We start from the raw sequence: 15,165 nt of genomic DNA, 5'->3' as shown, positions 1-15,165 counted from the left end.
TGTCGAGCCTATCCAGGGCGACGGGTCACGCGACCTCGCAGACCCACCAACCCGTCTTCTGTACCACGGTGAAGCGCAGGTCCTGGTCGGCAACCTTCTCGTCGGCCGTGGTCATGGTGACCCGGGTGGAGACGGTGGCCCGGTCGCCGGTCTGGTTGTCGACCTTCGGGGTGGTCCACTTGAATCGGGGGTTCTGGTACGTGGCGGCGTACTTCTCCACCTCGGCCACCTTGGCGGCGATCTTCTTGTCGTCGCGCGAGGCGGCGCAGACGTGCTCGGCGGCCTTGCCGGCGTCCCGATCCTTGTAGACGGCGGTGAGGAACTCGTCGACGGCGACCGCCGGCTCCTTCGCGCCCTCGCCGGACTCGGCGTTGCGCAGGGTCAGGAACGTCACGACGCCACCACCGACGCAGAGCACCATGATCACGGCCAGCGCGATGACCGCGATCAGCAGACCGCGCTTCTTCTTCGGCTCGGCGGTGCCGGCGTACGGCGGGTAGCCGGGCGGGGGCGGCGGAATCGCGCCCGGGGAGACGGGCAGCGCCGACGTGTCGGCCGGGCCCCCGTTCTGCGGGACGCCACCGGGCGGGGCGGGCGCGGCCGACGCTCCGGGCTGCGCGGGAAACGCCCCTGCCCCGAGCTGACCGGACGAGAGTGGCTGGCCAGAGAGTGGCTGACCGGAGAGTGGCTGACCGGAGACGGGCTGACCGGAGAGTGGCTGACCGGAGACGGGCTGACCGGAGAGTGGCTGACCGGAGACGGGCTGGCCGGAGAGTGGCTGACCGGAGACGGGCTGACCGGAGAGTGGCTGACCGGAGACGGGCTGGCCGGAGAGGGGCTGACCGGGGACTGGCTGGCCGGAGAAGGGCTGGCCGGGGAGGGCGAGCTGCCCGCCGGGGGCGGATGGGCCGGACCCGGCGCTCTGAGCGGGGAACGCCGGCGGGCTGGCCCCGGCGGGCTGGCCGGGCTGGGCCGACGGGCCGGGCTGGGCCGGGATGACGGGCTGGGCCGGTGTGGTCGGCGAGCCGGACTCACCGGTGGAGGTCGTCGGGTCGGACTGTCCGGGGCTGGTCGCCGCGTCGGGCTGGCCGGTGGGGTCCGGGTGGGCCGGCGGAAGAGCGCGCGGGCCGGCCTGGTCGCCGCTGGGCGGTTGGGTCATCTCGTTCCCCCGGGGGTGCGGCGCCCGGCTGCCACCCCGGGCGCCGAGCGAGATCGAGCGGGCGGCCGGGCGCTGCGCGACCGTCCGACCGAGAGGGTAGCGGCCGACCGCCGGTTCGGTGTCGCCCCTACCGCGCCGTACGTCACTTCTCGAGCCGGAGAAGCGGATGGTGACATCCGACGCAGTCGGGATTCCTGCGCCCAGTCTGTCACATATGTGACTCTGGGTGACTGATCGTGCGCGTCCTGTTGGCGAGACCGCCCCCGTGGACCTACCTTCGTCCCGGTGCGGGGGACCGGAACGGTTGGTTGAGCCCGACCGGAAGCGTGATCCGAGAGGTACGACCGGAGGCAGTTCATGCGCGACGCGGACAACATCCCTCGCACCCAGTTCCCGACGAACGATCGGCAACGGCGGCTCGGGTCCACGGGTGAGGTGGCCGGCGGGCTGGTCGGCAACCTGCCCATCAACGAGCGGTCGTACCGCCGGGTTTCGGAGCCGCCGGAGATCGCCCGAGCGTCGAACCGACCGGTCGAGCGGTCGCGGGACGACGACGAGCCGGGTTTCGTCATCCATCTGCCGATCCGGGTGCCCGATCTGGCGGCGGCGACCCTGCTGGCCGGGCGGGTCGCGGTGTCGCTGGGCTTCCTGCCGGAACTGGACGCGGGCGAGACGACCGTGTCCAACGCGGACGACCAGAACAACCGGCACCGGGTCTTCTGCGACCTGTTGCTGCCCGACCGCTCGCGTTGCCCGCAGGGGTACGGGCACGAGGGGCCCTGTGGAGAGCTGCCGGCCACGCCGGAGCAACGTCCCGCGCCCCGCCCGGCCAGCGGACCGTAGGCTGTGCCTCGACGAAGTCCGCACCACGAGGGAGCCCTCCAGCGATGCAGAAGTGGGAATACTCCACGGTCCCTCTGCTGGTCCACGCGACCAAGCAGATCCTCGACAACTGGGGTGAGGACGGGTGGGAACTCGTCGCCGTGGTCCCCGGCCCGAACCCGGACCAGCTCGTGGCGTACCTGAAGCGGCCCAAGGCGTGAGCGCCGGGACTCCGGCGCGGCGACGCTCCGCGATCGCGAACGACGAGGTGACGCGATGAGCAACGGCCCCCACGCGAAGCTCGCCGAGTTGGGCCTCGAGCTGCCCGACGTGGTGCCGCCGGTGGCCAGCTACGTGCCGGCCGTGCAGTCCGGGCAGCACGTGTACGTCTCGGGCCAGCTGCCCATCGCCGAGGGCAAGCTCCTGGCGACCGGCAAGGTCGGCGCGGGGATCTCCGCCGAGCAGGCCAAGGATCTGGCCCAGCGGTGCGCGCTCAACGCGCTGGCGGCGGTCGACTCGCTGGTCGGCCTGGAGAACGTGGTCAAGGTGGTCAAGGTGACCGGTTTCGTGGCCTCGGCCCCCGGGTTCATCGGCCAGCCCGCCGTGATCAACGGTGCCTCCGACCTGTTCGGCACCGTTTTCGGCGAGGCCGGCCGGCACGCGAGAAGCGCGGTAGGCGTGGCCGAGCTCCCCCTGGACGCCCCGGTGGAGATCGAACTGATCGTCGAGGTCGCCTGACCCCACCGCGATCTTGCACTTCCTGTCCCGACGAATGCCGTGAACAGGCATGAAGTAGCAGCAGGAAGTGCAAGATCGCGGGGAGTGTCGGGCGGGGTCGTACGATCGCAGCCATGAGCGGGCACGTGACGGGGGCCGTGGCGGCATTGGCTGGCGAGCTGCCGGCGTGGGTTTCGCTGCTGCGCGCGCCGAACCCGGGGCCGATGACCCTCGACGGGACCAACACCTGGGTGCTGCGCGCGCCCGACGCCGACCACGCCATCGTGGTCGACCCCGGGCCGGCCGACGAGGGGCACCTGAAGCGGATCGCGGAGCACGGCCCGATCGGCCTGATCCTCATCACCCACGGCCACCCCGACCACACCGAGGGCGCCGCCCGCCTGCGCGAGCTGGTCGGTGCGCCGGTCCTCGCCGCCGACCCGGCGCACACCATCGGCGGTACCTCACTGAGCGCCGAGACCACGCTCGACGACACCCTCGGCATCCACCTGCTGAACACTCCCGGACACACCTCCGACTCGGTCTGCTTCCTCATCGAGTGCGGCGACGAGCGGGTGGTGCTCACCGGTGACACCATCCTGGGCCGGGGTACCACCGTGGTGGCCCACCCGGACGGGAACCTCGGCGACTACCTGGGCAGCCTCGAGCTGCTGTCCGCGTACACCGGGATCGCGGCGCTGCCGGGCCACGGCCCGGCGCTGGCCGACTGCGCCGCCGCCGCCGAGTTCTACCTCGCCCACCGGCGGGCCCGGCTCGACCAGGTCCGGTCGGCGGTCAACGCCGGCGCCCGGACGCCCGCCGACGTGGTGGCGGCGGTCTACGCGGACGTGGACCGCTCGCTCTGGTGGGCGGCGGAATGGTCGGTCCGTGCCCAGCTCGAATATCTGGGCGTCGACAGCGGGGAATCCGCGCCGGGGGTCAGTGGGTTGGAGCACACGTGACCTGCCCGGTGTGCGGAACTGTCGCCGTCCCCGGCGCACGGTTCTGCCACAACTGCGGCGCCGCGCTACCGGCGGCCGCCACGTTGCCGGCGGCCGAGCGCCGGGTCGTCACCGTTCTCTTCGGTGACCTCTCCGAATTCACCTCCTGGTCGGAGGACCTCGACCCGGAACGCGTCGGCGCGGTCACCGACCGCGTGCTCGCCGCCCTGGCCGGTGCCGTCAAGACCTTCGGCGGGCACGTCGACAAGCTGACCGGCGACGGGATCATGGCGGTCTTCGGGGCCCCGGTGGCGCACGAGGACGACGCCGAGCGGGCCGTCCGGGCCGCCCTGTCGATGCAGCGGGCGGTGCGCCGGGTGCTCGACGACGAGCGGGGCGGCGGCGCGCCGCTCGGTCTGCGGGTCGGCCTGAACACGGGCGACGTCATCGCGGGTATCCAGGCCGCCATCGAGTACACGGTCATCGGCGACACGGTGAACACCGCCGCCCGGCTGGCCGACGCCGCTGCCGTCGGCGCGGTCTACGCCGGCGGGCGCACCGCCGCCGCCACCCGGCACGTCGCCTCCTGGCGGGCGCTGCGCCCGCTGCGGCTCAAGGGCAAGCGGGAACCGGTCGAGGCGTACGAGCTGCTGGGCCTGTTGGACGCGCCGGGCACCCGCTCGGGTCTCGGCGACGAGGCGCCCTACGTGGGCCGGGAGACCGAGATCGGGCGGGTCGCCGGCCGACTCGCCGAGGTGATCGATCAGGGTGACCCGCGGGTGCTGCTGATGACCGCCGAGGCGGGCATCGGCAAGTCCCGGTTCGCCGCCGAGGTGGAGCGCCTCGCGGCCGGGTACGACGTGGGCGCCGGCCGGTACGCGGCGCACACCGGCGCGCGGGTGTTGTCGGTACGCTGCGCCGCCTTCGGCGAGCGGCGTCGGCTCGCGCCCCTGGCCGACCTGGTCCGTGCCGCCGTCGGTCTCCCCAGCGACGCCGCCACCGCGCTGACCCGGCCGGCCGTGGAGGAGCGGCTACGCCGACTCGGCCAGCGTCTCGCCCGCTCGGGTGAGACGGCTCCGATCGCCAACGACCAACTGCTCGCCCTGCTCGGCTACGCCGAACTGCCCGCGCACTCCGGCACCGACAACGGCGAGTGGGGCGCCGCGGGTGCGGCGGCCGCCGACGCCGAGGCGGTGCCGAACGCCGTGGCCGACCTGCTCAGCGGGCTCGCCTCGGAAGCGCCGCTGGTGATCGTGGTGGACGACCTGCACGACGCGACCGCCGAGACCATCAGCGCCCTCGGGTCGACCCTCTCCCGACTCACCGGCCCGGTGCTCGTCCTGCTGCTCGGCCGCCCCGAGCTGGTCCGTACCGCCGGTGCGTTGACCCGTGTCGCGGACGCCGAGGTGCACTCCCTGCCGCCGCTGCGGGGCGCCGACGCGGCCCGCCTGCTGACCAGCTATCTCGGCGGCGGGAAGTTGCCGCCGGCTGACGCCGACCGGCTGCTCGCCACCGCCCAGGGCAACCCGTTCTACCTGGCCGAGTTGGTCACCCTGCTGATCGAGCGCGGTGCGCTGACCACCGCCGCCGGCACGCGGGACCAGGACTCGTCCGGCTGGCGGTTGGTGCCCGGCTCGCTGGGCAGCCGGCTGCTCTCGCGGGACCTCGCGGCCGTCCTCGCCGCCCGGATCGACGCGCTGCCTCCGGACGCCCGTTCCGTGCTGCGCGACGCCGCCGTCGTCGGCGACACCGTGCCGACGGGCGCGCTGGAAGCGCTCCGCGAGCAGCGCCGGGACGGGAGGCCGTCGGCGGTGGTCGCCGTCGAGTTCGACCGCGCCGTCGAGGAGCTGCTGCAACGCCGCATGCTGCACCGCACCCGCTCCGGGTACGCGTTCGCCACCCCGCTCATGCGGGAGGCCGCGTACGCCGGGGTGAGCAAGGCGGAGTTGGCCGAGCGGCACGCCGCGTTGGCCCGCTGGGCCGCGCCGGCCGAGGGTGTCACCGCGGGCGGCTTCTCGGAGGAGGCCCGCGACGACTTCGTCGCCGCACACGTGCAGCGGGCGGCCACGCTCGCCGACGCGGTGAAACTGCGACCGGACGCGCCGGCCCGCGCCGTGGTCCCGCTCGGGATCGCCGCACTCGGCCGGGCCGCCCGCCGCTCACTGTCCGCCGGGGAGCCCGCCCTCGCCGTCGAGTACGCCGAACGCGCCAGCGAACTGGCTCGCGACGGGGTGCCGGCGACCGACCGGGTGGTGCACGCCCGCGCGCTGCTGCAGATCGGTCGGGTGGTGGACGCGCTCGCCTTCGCCGAGAAGATCGCCGCGAACGCGGGGGACGACGCCACCCGGGCCAGCGCCCTGCTGCTCGCCGGGCAGGCCCAGCAGACCCTCGGTGAGCAGGGCCGGGCGGAGGCCGCCTGGCAGGAGGCGTTGCAGGTGGCCACCGCCGAAGGGCTGCCCACGCTGCGCGCGTCCGCCATGCGCCGGCTCGGCATGGGCGACTTCGTGGCCGGTCGGCTGAGCCAGGCGAGCAGCCGGCTGGCCGCCGCGTACCAGGTCAGCCTCGCCGCGCAGGATCGGCGCGGGCAGGCCTGGTCGCTGCAGAACCTGGCGTGGGTGACCACCACCCGGGGTGACTTCGCCGGCACCGACGCCGTGCTCGGTCGGGCCGCACGGCTCTTCGCCGAGCTGAAGGACCCGTACGGTCGGGCGTGGCTGCGGGGCACCACCGCGTTCGCCCGGCTGCTCGCCGGTCGGCTGCGGGAGGCGTGCCGCCTGGCGCAGGTCTTCCTGCCCTTCGGCGAGCGGGTGGGCGAGGCGTGGGCGGTGGGTACGCTGCGCGCGGTCGCGGCGTACGCCACCGCGGAGCTGGGCGACCTGGCCGAGGCGGACCGGGAGGCCCGCCGCGCGTACCGCGAGTTCGCGGCCGCCTCCGATGACTGGGGGCGCGGGTTCGCGCTGGTGGTCCGGGCCGTCGTGGCACGTGGGCTGGGCGAGCCGGAACACGCGGCCGACCTGCTCACCGACGCCCTGGTGTACGCCGAGCAGACCTCCCACCCGCTGCTCACCGGAATGGCCGGCACGCTGCGCGGCTCCGTGGCGCTGGACATGGGCGACCACGAGACCGCAGAGCAGGCCGCACGGGCGGTGTTGACGGCCGTCGAGCCGCACAACCCGCAGGCGCCGGCGCAGGTCGCGCCCCGGGTGCTGCTGGCCACCGCCCGACTGGCGGCCGGCGATCCGGCGACTGCGGTCGGGCTGCTCGCCCCCGTGGCGACGGCCGCCGCCACCACGCCCTCCCTGCTCCTGTCCCGCCGCCAGACCATGGCCCGGTACGCGTCGGCGCTGCTCGCCCACGGTCAGCGGGAGCAGGCGCTGGACTGGGCCCGACGGGCGGTCGCCGCACCCGCCGAGGACGTACGCAGTCAGGTGATCGCGGCGAGCGTGCTCGCCGAGGCGTTGGCGGCCTGCGGTCACCCGGCCGAGGCCCGGTCCTGCGCCGACGAGGCGGTCCGCCTGGCGTACGCGACGGAACAGCGCAGCGAACGACGGGCCGCCAAAGCCCTCCAGGAACGCCTGACCCCCACGAATCCCCCGCCCGCTGATCATGAAGTTGTTGCCACCGACGCCGGCGTGTCGACGCAATAACGTCATGATCGTCGCCCGCGGGTGGGTGGGGGTTCGGTGGGTTTTGGCGGTTCTGGGGATGTGGTTGTCCCGGGGAGCGGCTAGCGTGTCACCACCGCGCGGTGCTCCACAGTGGTGACCGTCGCCGTGCCTGGGGGAGGCCCACCATGAAGCTGCCGCGTTCCGTCGCCGGCTGGACCATCGCGGTCTTCGGCGTCCTGGCGCTCGTGATGGGCGGCGTCGGTCTGCTCTGGCCGGAGGCGCAGTTGCGCATGCTCGGGTTCGAGGTGCCGGCGACGCGTTCCGCCGGCGACTACACCGGCACCTTCCTGCTGGCGTCCTCGATGGCGGCGTTCAACATGGGCGTCTACTACCTGCTCGCGACGGTCACCGAGTGGCGGTCGTTCTACCGGTTCACGGTGGTGTTCCGGTTGGTCACCTTCACCGTGTTCACCATCGCCGTGCTGGCCGACATCGCTCCCGACAGGTTCTTCGGCGTGGCCGCGTGGGAAGGGCTCGGTGCGGTGGCGACCGCGGTCGGCCTGCGGATGGACGCTCGCCGGGGCACGCCGCCCGCCTCTGCCGCTTCAGCGCCGGCCGCTTCGGCGGACGCGGTGCGCTGAGCCACCGGCAGGGTTGGGTATTTTCGAGCGGTGACCGACACCCCGACCGGCGGCCTGCCGGTGCCGATCGTGCCCGGTCTGACTGATTTGCGGGTCTTTGCCCGAGGTGGTTACGCCACCGTCTACCAGGCCACCCAGATCTCCGTCGACCGCGAGGTCGCCGTCAAGGTCGAAAATCGCACGCTGGACAGCGAACGCGACCAGGCCCGCTTCCTGCGCGAGGCGCGGGCGGCCGGACGGATGTCGTCGCACCCGCACGTCGTGGACCTCTTCGACGTCGGCGTGACCGTCGACCAGCACCCGTACCTGATCATGGAACTCTGCGACGGGTCGTACGCCGAGCGGATGCGCAACTCGCCGCTCGGGCCGGTGGAGGCCCGCGACCTCGGCATCAAGATCGCCGACGCGTTGGCCCATTCGCACGGCGCCGGGGTGCTGCACCGGGACGTCAAGCCCGCGAACATCCTCTACTCACACTTCAACTCGGCGGTGCTTGCCGACTTCGGGCTGGCCGTACTGGCCGAGGCCCGGGACGCCTCGGTCACCCTGGAGGTGCTCACCCCGGCGTACGCGCCACCGGAGATGTTCAGCCACAGCCCGCCATCGCCGGCCGTCGACGTGTACGCGCTCTGCGCCACCCTCTACGCGGTGATGCACGGCCGACCGCCGCGGTGGCAGTCCGAGCGCAACCCCAGTCTGGTGACCGTGCTGGAGATGTTCAACCAGCCGATCCCCGCCCTGCCCGGCGTGCCGGACGAGCTGATCGACGTGCTGCGGCTCGGCATGGCCAACGATCCGGGCGAGCGGCCGTCCGCGCTCGAACTGCACGACCTGCTCACCACCCTGCCGTTCGGCGGGCCGGCCGCCCCGGTGAGTGGCGCCCCCCTCAGTGGCGGCGCCTCGATCGGCGGTGGCTCGCCCCGATCCGGCCTGTACGGCACGGGCCAGCCCGGTCCCCGTCCACCGGTCGAGGACACCCGCCCCGGCGTGCCCGGCGGGCGGCGCTGGCGGCGACGCTGGTTCCTCGGCGGCGCCGGCGTGCTGGCGCTCGCCGCCTCCGCCACCACCGGCGCCTGGGTGGCCAGCAGTGACGGGCCGCCCAGCCCGTCCCCCTCGGTGACCCGGGTCGCGGCCCCGGCAACCGGGCCGCTGCCCGGTTGCGCCGGCGTGCCGACCGCACTGCCCAGTGGCGCCCGCTGTCTGCCCGAACTGGAGTGCTTCGGCCCGGTGCGCATCCGCGGCGAACGTGCGGAGGCGGCCCGGGTCCCCTGCGACGGCCGGCACACCTGGGAGGCGTACGCCGAGGGCATCCTGCCGGTGCCGCTGGTGGGCGCGGACCACGACGAGGTGGTCGCCGCCGAGCAGGTACGACAGGTGTGCAGCGCCACGACGTTCCGGCTGACCACCGAGATCACCGAGCCGGCCGGCTGGCACCTGGAGGTGTTGCCGCCCGTCGACGGCAACGTCGACCGGGTCTACCGCTGCCTGGCCGGCCGGGGCGTCGACGCGCTCACCGCCCCCACTCTCACCGGTCGCTGAACCCGCCGCGCGTCCGTCCCCGGTCACGCACCGCACGCAACGCGTCCCGGCTGTCCAGCGCGTCGAGGGTGTCCGCGTCGATGCCGTACGGCATCAGGTCCGGTGGGGCGGTGGGGTTCGGCTGCTCCGCCGGCTCCGGTTCGTCACGCTGGCGGGCGGCCGACACGGCGACGGTGGCGACCGTCGCCAGCAGCACGCACAACAGCGCGAGAACGACCCCGACAAGGTCCTGCCGGCGCAGGACGACCAGCAGGATCAGCAGCGCGAGGGCACCCGGGGCCGCGACCGCCGCCACCATCCGCGCATCGATCCTGGAGAGTCGATTCACCCTTCCAGCATGTCGTGGCCCGGCTCGCTGTCAACCGCAGAGGCGATCCGCCACGCCGAGCGGCGTCGATCAAACGGTTGGGTCGACCTGACCGATCGGATCGCGTACGCAGTGGACTCGCCTCGCTACTCTCGGTGTTCCGCAGGCTGCTCCGTCAGCGAGGTCGCCCATGAACGTACGCCCACCCCGGTCCCGGCTCCGCTCGGTCGCGACGACGCTGGCGGTCGCTTTGACCCTCACCCTGGCCGCTGCGGCCGGATGCGACAGCCGCAAGGAGCCGGATCTGCCGTCGGTCCAGCAGAAACTGCGGGAGTCGCACACCTTCGGTCAGTCGACGCTGCGCATCGGCGTCGCCACCAAGGAGCCGCTGATGGGCGACCTGCGTAACGGCCAGCACGTCGGCTTCGACGTCGAGATCGGCAAGTACATCGCGGCCTCGCTGGGCTACCAGGGCGAGCAGCGGCTGGAGTTCGTGTCGGTGGCCACCGAGAACCGCATCCCGGCGCTGCAGGGCGGCACGGTGGATCTTGTGGTGTCCAGCTTCTCGATGACCGAGGAGCGCGAGAAGCTGGTCAGCTTCGCCGGCCCGTACTTCGTCACCACCCAGGAGGTGATGGTGCCGGTCCGGCTCAAGGACAAGATCCGCACCATTGAGGACCTGCGTGACCCGGCCTACAAGGTCTGCACCAGCGGTGGGTCCACCACGGAGGCCGAGCTGGAGAAGCACCAGGTCAGAACGTTCGTGGTGAAGGACGTGGGGGACTGCGTCGACGGTATCCGGCGCGGCCGGTACGACGCGGTCAGCTCCGACGAGACGATCCTCGCCGGCTTCCTGTCCATCTACCCGAGGGAGTTCGAGGTCGTCGACATGCCGTTCGGCACCAGCGAACTGCTGGGCATCGGCGTGCCGATCGGCGACCCCGCGCTGCGTGACCTCGTCGCGTACTTCCTGCAGAAGAGCTACCAGATGGGCCGCAACGGGGAGGCGAGCCCCTGGCAGATCGCGTACAACAGCACCCTCGGGCCGTGGTTGCACGTCGAGAAGCGTCAGCCGCAGCCGCTGAACGTGCCGAAACTGGTGGACTTCGACGACAAGTCGCCCTCGTCGTGAGCACGACGCCGACCGCCACCGACGGCCCGGTTCCACCGCCCCGTGCGGCGGTGCCGGTCGAGCCGACGGCCCAGGTCGAGCCCGGGCGCGTGCCCTGGGACCCGTCGGAACGGCGGGCGCGGGCCAGCCAGTCGTTCTGGACCGCAGTCGTGGGCGTGCCGGCGATCTTCTCGGTGCTCCGGCTCGGCGTGGAGGCGGGCGGCGAGCTACAGACCACCCTGTTGCTGGTCGCCAACGTCGGGACGGTCAACCTGCTCGCGGGTTTCCTCACCACCGCGGCCCGACTGCTCTCCACCGGGCTGGTCGCCGTCTTCGCGCTCGGCGCGGTGCTGGCCGTGAGCGTGGAGCGCCTGCCACCCGGCACCCGACGTCGTCCACTCTTCGCCCGCTGGGCGGACCTCACCCCGGCCTGGTTCGTGCTGGCCAGCTTTCTGCTCGCCCTGCTCACCTGGCCGCTGCTCTACCTGCCGCTGCTGCTGCCCGCGTTCGCGGCCGCGTTCCAGCTCCGGCCGGAGCGGTTGCACGAATGGGTCGTACCCCGGTTCCTGGCGATCATCGCGCTGTTCGCCGGGTACGGGTGGCTGATGGTGCCCACGCTGCGCGCCGCCGGCGCGGAGGGTGACCTGCTGGTGCTGGCGCTGCTGACGGTCCCGCCGGTGCTGGCGCTGTTCATCGCCGGGCCGCTGCCCGGCGTGGTCATCCGTCCGCTGGCGTCGGTGACCGAGGTGGCGGTGCTGGCCATGCTGCTCTGGGCCGCGCTGCCGGTGATCAGCACACCGGTCCTACCGCTCACCGTCACCACGGTGGGCGCCGAGAACGGCCCGACCGAGGACGTACGAGGGCACGTGGTGACCACCGACGATGTCAACATGGTGATCCTGCAGGAGCGGGGTGGGGTCCGGTACGTGCCCGTCGGACTCGTCCGGGCGCAGGTGCTCTGCCCGAGCGAGGAGGAGTTGCCCCGGCACCGGCTGCGCATCCACGACTTCCACGTCGAGGACTCGCTGCTGGAAGGGCTGGGCCGCCGCGTCCGCCCGGTGTACCGCATCGACGCCGCCTGCCGCGCCCCCGGGCCGCCCGCCGCGCCTCAGTAGGACTTCTCCTGACCCAGGACGTGCTGGGCGACGAAGTTGAGGATCATCTCCCGGCTGACCGGGGCTATCCGACCCGCCCGCACCGCGCCCAACAGCGTCGCCACCCCGTACTCGGTGGTCATGCCGGCCCCGCCGAGGGCCTGCACGGCGGTGTCCACGGCGAGCGCGGCGGCCTCGCCGGCCGCGTACTTGGCCATGTTGCCGGCCACCCCGGCCTCCAGGTCACGGCCGGCGTCGTACAGCGTGGCCGCCTTCTGGATCATCAGGCGGGCCAGCTCCACCTGCACGGCCGCGTGCGCCAGCGGATGCGACACCCCCTGGTGCGAGCCGATGCTCCGGCCACCCCAGACCTTGCGGGTGGCGGTGTACTCGCTGGCGCGCTCGATGGCGTACCGGCCGGTGCCGGCACCCATCGCCGCCACCGTGATCCGCTCGGGGTTGAGCCCGCTGAACAGGGCCGGCAACCCGGCGTCGAGGGACTCGCCGACCAGCGCGTCGGCGGGCACCCGCACGTCGTCCAGGTAGAGCAGGAACTGGTTCTCCGGGGACACGATCTCCATGTCCAGCTTGGACCGGGTCAGCCCGGCCGCGTCGGTCGGCACGATGAAGAGCGCGGGCTTGAGCTTCCCGGTGGCGGAGTCCTCCGTCCTCGCGACGACGAGCACGTGACCCGCCTCGTCGACCCCGGAGATGTAGCACTTGCGGCCGTTGAGCACCCAGTCGTCGCCGTCGCGGCGGGCCACCGTGCCGAGGCGGTGGAAGTTGGATCCGGCCTCCGGCTCGGTGATCGCGAAGACGATCTTCGCTGAGCCGTCGGCGAGACCGGGCAGGTGCCGTTTGCGCTGTTCCTCGGTGCCATGTCGGGCGATCACGGTGGCCGCGATGGCGGGGGACACCACCAACAGCAGCAGCGGGCAGCCGGCCGCCGCCAACTCCTCGCAGACGATTGCCAGTTCGGTGATGCCGCCGCCCCCGCCGCCGTACTCGGTGGGGATGTTGACCCCCAGGTAGCCGAGCCGCCCCGCCTCGGCCCACAGCTCGGTGGTGTGCTCACCGGCCTTCGCCTTCTCGACGAAGTAGCCGTGCCCGTACCGGCGGCCGAGCGCCCGTACCGCGTCGCGCAACTGGTCCTGTTCGGAAGTGAGGTCGAAGTTCATCAGTGGTCCTTTCCGATAACGGCCAGCACGTCGCCCGTCCGTACCTGACCACCGGCGGACACCGGCAGTTCGGCGACCACGCCGTCGGTCGGGGCGAGCACGGGATGTTCCAGCTTCATCGCTTCGAGGGTGAGCAGAAGGTCGCCGGCCGCGACACGCTGGCCGACCTCGACGTGCACCCGGGTCACCGCGCCGGGCAGTGGCGCGAGCAGCGACCCGGCGGCCAGCTCCGCGGTCGGCAGGGGCAGACGCGGCAGCTCGGCCAGGCTCGCCGCCCCGTCCGGACCGTCCACGAAGATCTCCGACCCCACCCGGTGTACGCGGTACGACCGCCGCACCCCGTCGACGTCGAGGACCACGCGGTCCGGGTTGGCCTCGATCAGCTCGACCACCTGCCGCTCGGCGCTCCCGTCAGGGGCGCCGGGTTGGCCGGCGGCGCGGCGTCCGTCGGGGTTGTCCGGGTCGGCGTGCTGCGCGACGGACCAATCGACCAGGCCGCCGGTGCGGTCGAGCCGGTAGTGGACCTCGATCTCGCCGTCCGGACCGGTGAAGCGGGTGACCTGTCCGACGGCCGGCACGTTGCGCCAGCCGGAGGGGAGGCCGGCGAGCACCGGTGCGGTCGATCGGCGGTGTGCGGCGCCGGCCAACGCGGCGGCGAGCGCGGTGACCGGGAGCTGGTCGGCGGGGAGCAGCGGCGCGAAGACCTCCGGGTGCCGGTCCAGAAAGCCGGTGTCGATCTCGCCGGCCGTGAACTCCGGGCTGCGCAGCACCCGGACCAGCAGATCCCGGTTGGTGGCGACGCCGTGAATCTCGGCCCGCGCCAGCGCGCCCGCGAGCGCGCGGATGGCCTCGGACCGGGTCGGGGCCACGGCGATCACCTTGGCCAGCAGCGAGTCGTAGTGCACGCTTACCACCGAGCCGGCCACCACGCCGGAGTCGAGTCGCAGGCCCGCTCGCTGGATCGAGCCGAACTCGCGGTCCACGCCCGGCACCTGGAAGCGGTGCAGGGTGCCGGTGGCGGGCCGCCAACCCTGCGTCGGCTCCTCGGCGCAGAGCCGCACCTCGATCGCGTGGCCACGGGTGTCGGGATCGTGGTGCTGCGCCGGCAGCGGCTCACCCTCGGCCACCAGCACCTGCATCCGGACCAGGTCCAGCCCGTCCGCAGTGGTCAGTTCGGTGACCGGATGCTCCACCTGGAGTCGGGTGTTCATCTCGAGGAAGTAGACCGCCCCGTCGGGCGTCAGCAGGAACTCGACAGTGCCCGCGCCCACATAGTCGACAGCTCGTCCGGCGGCCTCGGCCGCCTCGTGCAGACGCTCCCGCACCTCGGCAGGCACCAGACCGGGCGCCTCCTCGATGATCTTCTGGTGCCGGCGCTGGATCGAGCACTCCCGGACGCCGAGCACCTGCACGGTCCCGTGGGTGTCGCCGAGGATCTGCACCTCGACGTGCCGGCCGCGCTCGACGTACCGCTCGATGAAGACCGTGCCGTCACCGAACGCCGAAGCCGCCTCGCGCCGCGCGGAGGCGACGGCCTCGGCGAGCTCGGCCGCGTCCCGGACGATCCGCATGCCCCGGCCACCGCCACCGGCGGACGCCTTAACCAGCACCGGGAAGCCGGTGGCCTGGTCGGTGTCGGTCCAGCTCGGCAGCATCGGCACGCCCGCCTCGGCGAGCAGCGCCTTCGCCGCCAGCTTGTCACCCATCGCGGCGATGACCTTGGCCGGCGGACCGACCCAGGTCAGACCCGCGTCGGTCACCGCCGCCGCGAACTCTGCGTTCTCGGCGAGGAACCCGTAACCCGGGTGGACGGCGTCCGCGCCGCTGCGCCGCGCCGCGTCCAGGAGGAGATCCACCCGCAGGTACGTCTCGGCCGGCGTGGCGCCCGGCAGCCGGACCGCCTGATCGGCCTCGGCGACGAAGGGCGCGTCGGCGTCCGCGTCCGAGTGCACGGCGACGGTCTGCACGCCCATCGCCCGGCAGGTGGCGAAGACCCGGCGGGCGATCTCGCCCCGGTTGGCCACGAGCAGTCTGGTGATCATTGGCGA

General features: G+C 73.2%; 12 protein-coding genes and 2 pseudogenes. 9 read left to right on the top strand and 5 right to left on the bottom strand.

Annotated features, from left to right (window positions below; translation table 11 throughout):
* Positions 1 to 25 precede the first annotated feature (25 nt).
* Positions 26 to 559, bottom strand: a pseudogene (locus AB0J36_RS16450) (hypothetical protein); the annotation flags it as partial.
* Between the two features lie 151 nt (positions 560 to 710).
* Positions 711 to 905, bottom strand: a pseudogene (locus tag AB0J36_RS16445) (pentapeptide repeat-containing protein); the annotation flags it as partial.
* A 611-nt stretch (positions 906 to 1,516) separates the two neighbouring features.
* Between AB0J36_RS16445 and AB0J36_RS16440 the strand changes: the two are divergent.
* The 7 genes from AB0J36_RS16440 (at position 1,517) to AB0J36_RS16410 (ending at position 9,427) form a co-directional block, all read left to right on the top strand.
* Positions 1,517 to 2,002, top strand: a complete 486-nt coding sequence (locus AB0J36_RS16440; protein WP_357132853.1) for a hypothetical protein — start codon at positions 1,517 to 1,519, stop codon at positions 2,000 to 2,002.
* A gap of 44 nt (positions 2,003 to 2,046) precedes the next feature.
* A complete protein-coding gene (locus AB0J36_RS16435) occupies positions 2,047 to 2,202 on the top strand; it encodes a DUF4177 domain-containing protein (RefSeq protein WP_007466198.1) in 156 nt (51 codons plus the stop codon).
* A 55-nt stretch (positions 2,203 to 2,257) separates the two neighbouring features.
* Positions 2,258 to 2,719, top strand: a complete 462-nt coding sequence (locus AB0J36_RS16430; protein WP_355052533.1) for a RidA family protein — start codon at positions 2,258 to 2,260, stop codon at positions 2,717 to 2,719.
* A 113-nt stretch (positions 2,720 to 2,832) separates the two neighbouring features.
* A complete protein-coding gene (locus AB0J36_RS16425) occupies positions 2,833 to 3,660 on the top strand; it encodes an MBL fold metallo-hydrolase (protein ID WP_363660820.1) in 828 nt (275 codons plus the stop codon).
* Positions 3,657 to 7,286 carry an adenylate/guanylate cyclase domain-containing protein gene (locus AB0J36_RS16420; RefSeq protein WP_363660819.1) on the top strand — a complete coding sequence of 1,210 codons (3,630 nt, stop codon included), beginning with the start codon at positions 3,657 to 3,659 and terminating at the stop codon, positions 7,284 to 7,286. The genes AB0J36_RS16425 and AB0J36_RS16420 overlap by 4 nt, the downstream gene beginning before the upstream one ends.
* A 146-nt stretch (positions 7,287 to 7,432) precedes the next feature.
* Entirely contained in the window at positions 7,433 to 7,888 is a 456-nt protein-coding gene (locus AB0J36_RS16415; RefSeq protein WP_357132847.1) for a hypothetical protein, read from the top strand.
* A 30-nt stretch (positions 7,889 to 7,918) separates the two neighbouring features.
* Positions 7,919 to 9,427, top strand: a complete 1,509-nt coding sequence (locus AB0J36_RS16410) for a serine/threonine-protein kinase (RefSeq protein WP_357132845.1) — start codon at positions 7,919 to 7,921, stop codon at positions 9,425 to 9,427.
* On the opposite strand, the gene AB0J36_RS16405 is transcribed toward AB0J36_RS16410, so the two are convergent.
* Positions 9,414 to 9,755, bottom strand: coding sequence for a hypothetical protein (locus AB0J36_RS16405; RefSeq protein ID WP_357132843.1), 342 nt, complete (start codon positions 9,753 to 9,755; stop codon positions 9,414 to 9,416). The genes AB0J36_RS16410 and AB0J36_RS16405 overlap by 14 nt on opposite strands.
* A 169-nt stretch (positions 9,756 to 9,924) precedes the next feature.
* On the opposite strand from AB0J36_RS16405, the gene AB0J36_RS16400 reads away from it, so the two are divergent.
* Positions 9,925 to 10,866, top strand: coding sequence for a transporter substrate-binding domain-containing protein (locus AB0J36_RS16400; RefSeq protein ID WP_357132841.1), 942 nt, complete (start codon positions 9,925 to 9,927; stop codon positions 10,864 to 10,866).
* Positions 10,863 to 11,960, top strand: a complete 1,098-nt coding sequence (locus AB0J36_RS16395) for a hypothetical protein (protein WP_357132839.1) — start codon at positions 10,863 to 10,865, stop codon at positions 11,958 to 11,960. The genes AB0J36_RS16400 and AB0J36_RS16395 overlap by 4 nt, the downstream gene beginning before the upstream one ends.
* On the opposite strand, the gene AB0J36_RS16390 is transcribed toward AB0J36_RS16395, so the two are convergent.
* Both AB0J36_RS16390 and AB0J36_RS16385 read right to left on the bottom strand, forming a co-directional pair.
* Complete coding sequence (locus AB0J36_RS16390) at positions 11,954 to 13,117, bottom strand: acyl-CoA dehydrogenase (protein ID WP_357132837.1); 1,164 nt, start codon at positions 13,115 to 13,117, stop codon at positions 11,954 to 11,956. The two genes, AB0J36_RS16395 and AB0J36_RS16390, sit on opposite strands and share 7 nt — an antisense overlap.
* Entirely contained in the window at positions 13,117 to 15,159 is a 2,043-nt protein-coding gene (locus AB0J36_RS16385) for a biotin carboxylase N-terminal domain-containing protein (protein ID WP_363660818.1), read from the bottom strand. The genes AB0J36_RS16390 and AB0J36_RS16385 overlap by 1 nt, the downstream gene beginning before the upstream one ends.
* Positions 15,160 to 15,165: the final 6 nt, after the last annotated feature.

It is taken from the genome of Micromonospora sp. NPDC049662, from assembly GCF_040675055.1.
Lineage (GTDB): Bacteria > Actinomycetota > Actinomycetes > Mycobacteriales > Micromonosporaceae > Micromonospora.
Note: the sequence above shows the minus strand (reverse complement) of the source record. Positions and strands in the feature narration are given on the sequence as shown.

Excerpts from the sequence above, each read along its gene's own strand:
- AB0J36_RS16440 (WP_357132853.1), top strand. The coding sequence starts at position 1,517 with ATGCGCGACGCGGACAACATCCCTCGCACCCAGTTCCCGACGAACGAT.
- AB0J36_RS16435 (WP_007466198.1), top strand. The coding sequence starts at position 2,047 with ATGCAGAAGTGGGAATACTCCACGGTCCCTCTGCTGGTCCACGCGACC.
- AB0J36_RS16430 (WP_355052533.1), top strand. The coding sequence starts at position 2,258 with ATGAGCAACGGCCCCCACGCGAAGCTCGCCGAGTTGGGCCTCGAGCTG.
- AB0J36_RS16425 (WP_363660820.1), top strand. The coding sequence starts at position 2,833 with ATGAGCGGGCACGTGACGGGGGCCGTGGCGGCATTGGCTGGCGAGCTG.
- AB0J36_RS16415 (WP_357132847.1), top strand. The coding sequence starts at position 7,433 with ATGAAGCTGCCGCGTTCCGTCGCCGGCTGGACCATCGCGGTCTTCGGC.
- AB0J36_RS16400 (WP_357132841.1), top strand. The coding sequence starts at position 9,925 with ATGAACGTACGCCCACCCCGGTCCCGGCTCCGCTCGGTCGCGACGACG.
- AB0J36_RS16390 (WP_357132837.1), bottom strand. The coding sequence starts at position 13,117 with ATGAACTTCGACCTCACTTCCGAACAGGACCAGTTGCGCGACGCGGTA.
- AB0J36_RS16385 (WP_363660818.1), bottom strand. The coding sequence starts at position 15,159 with ATGATCACCAGACTGCTCGTGGCCAACCGGGGCGAGATCGCCCGCCGG.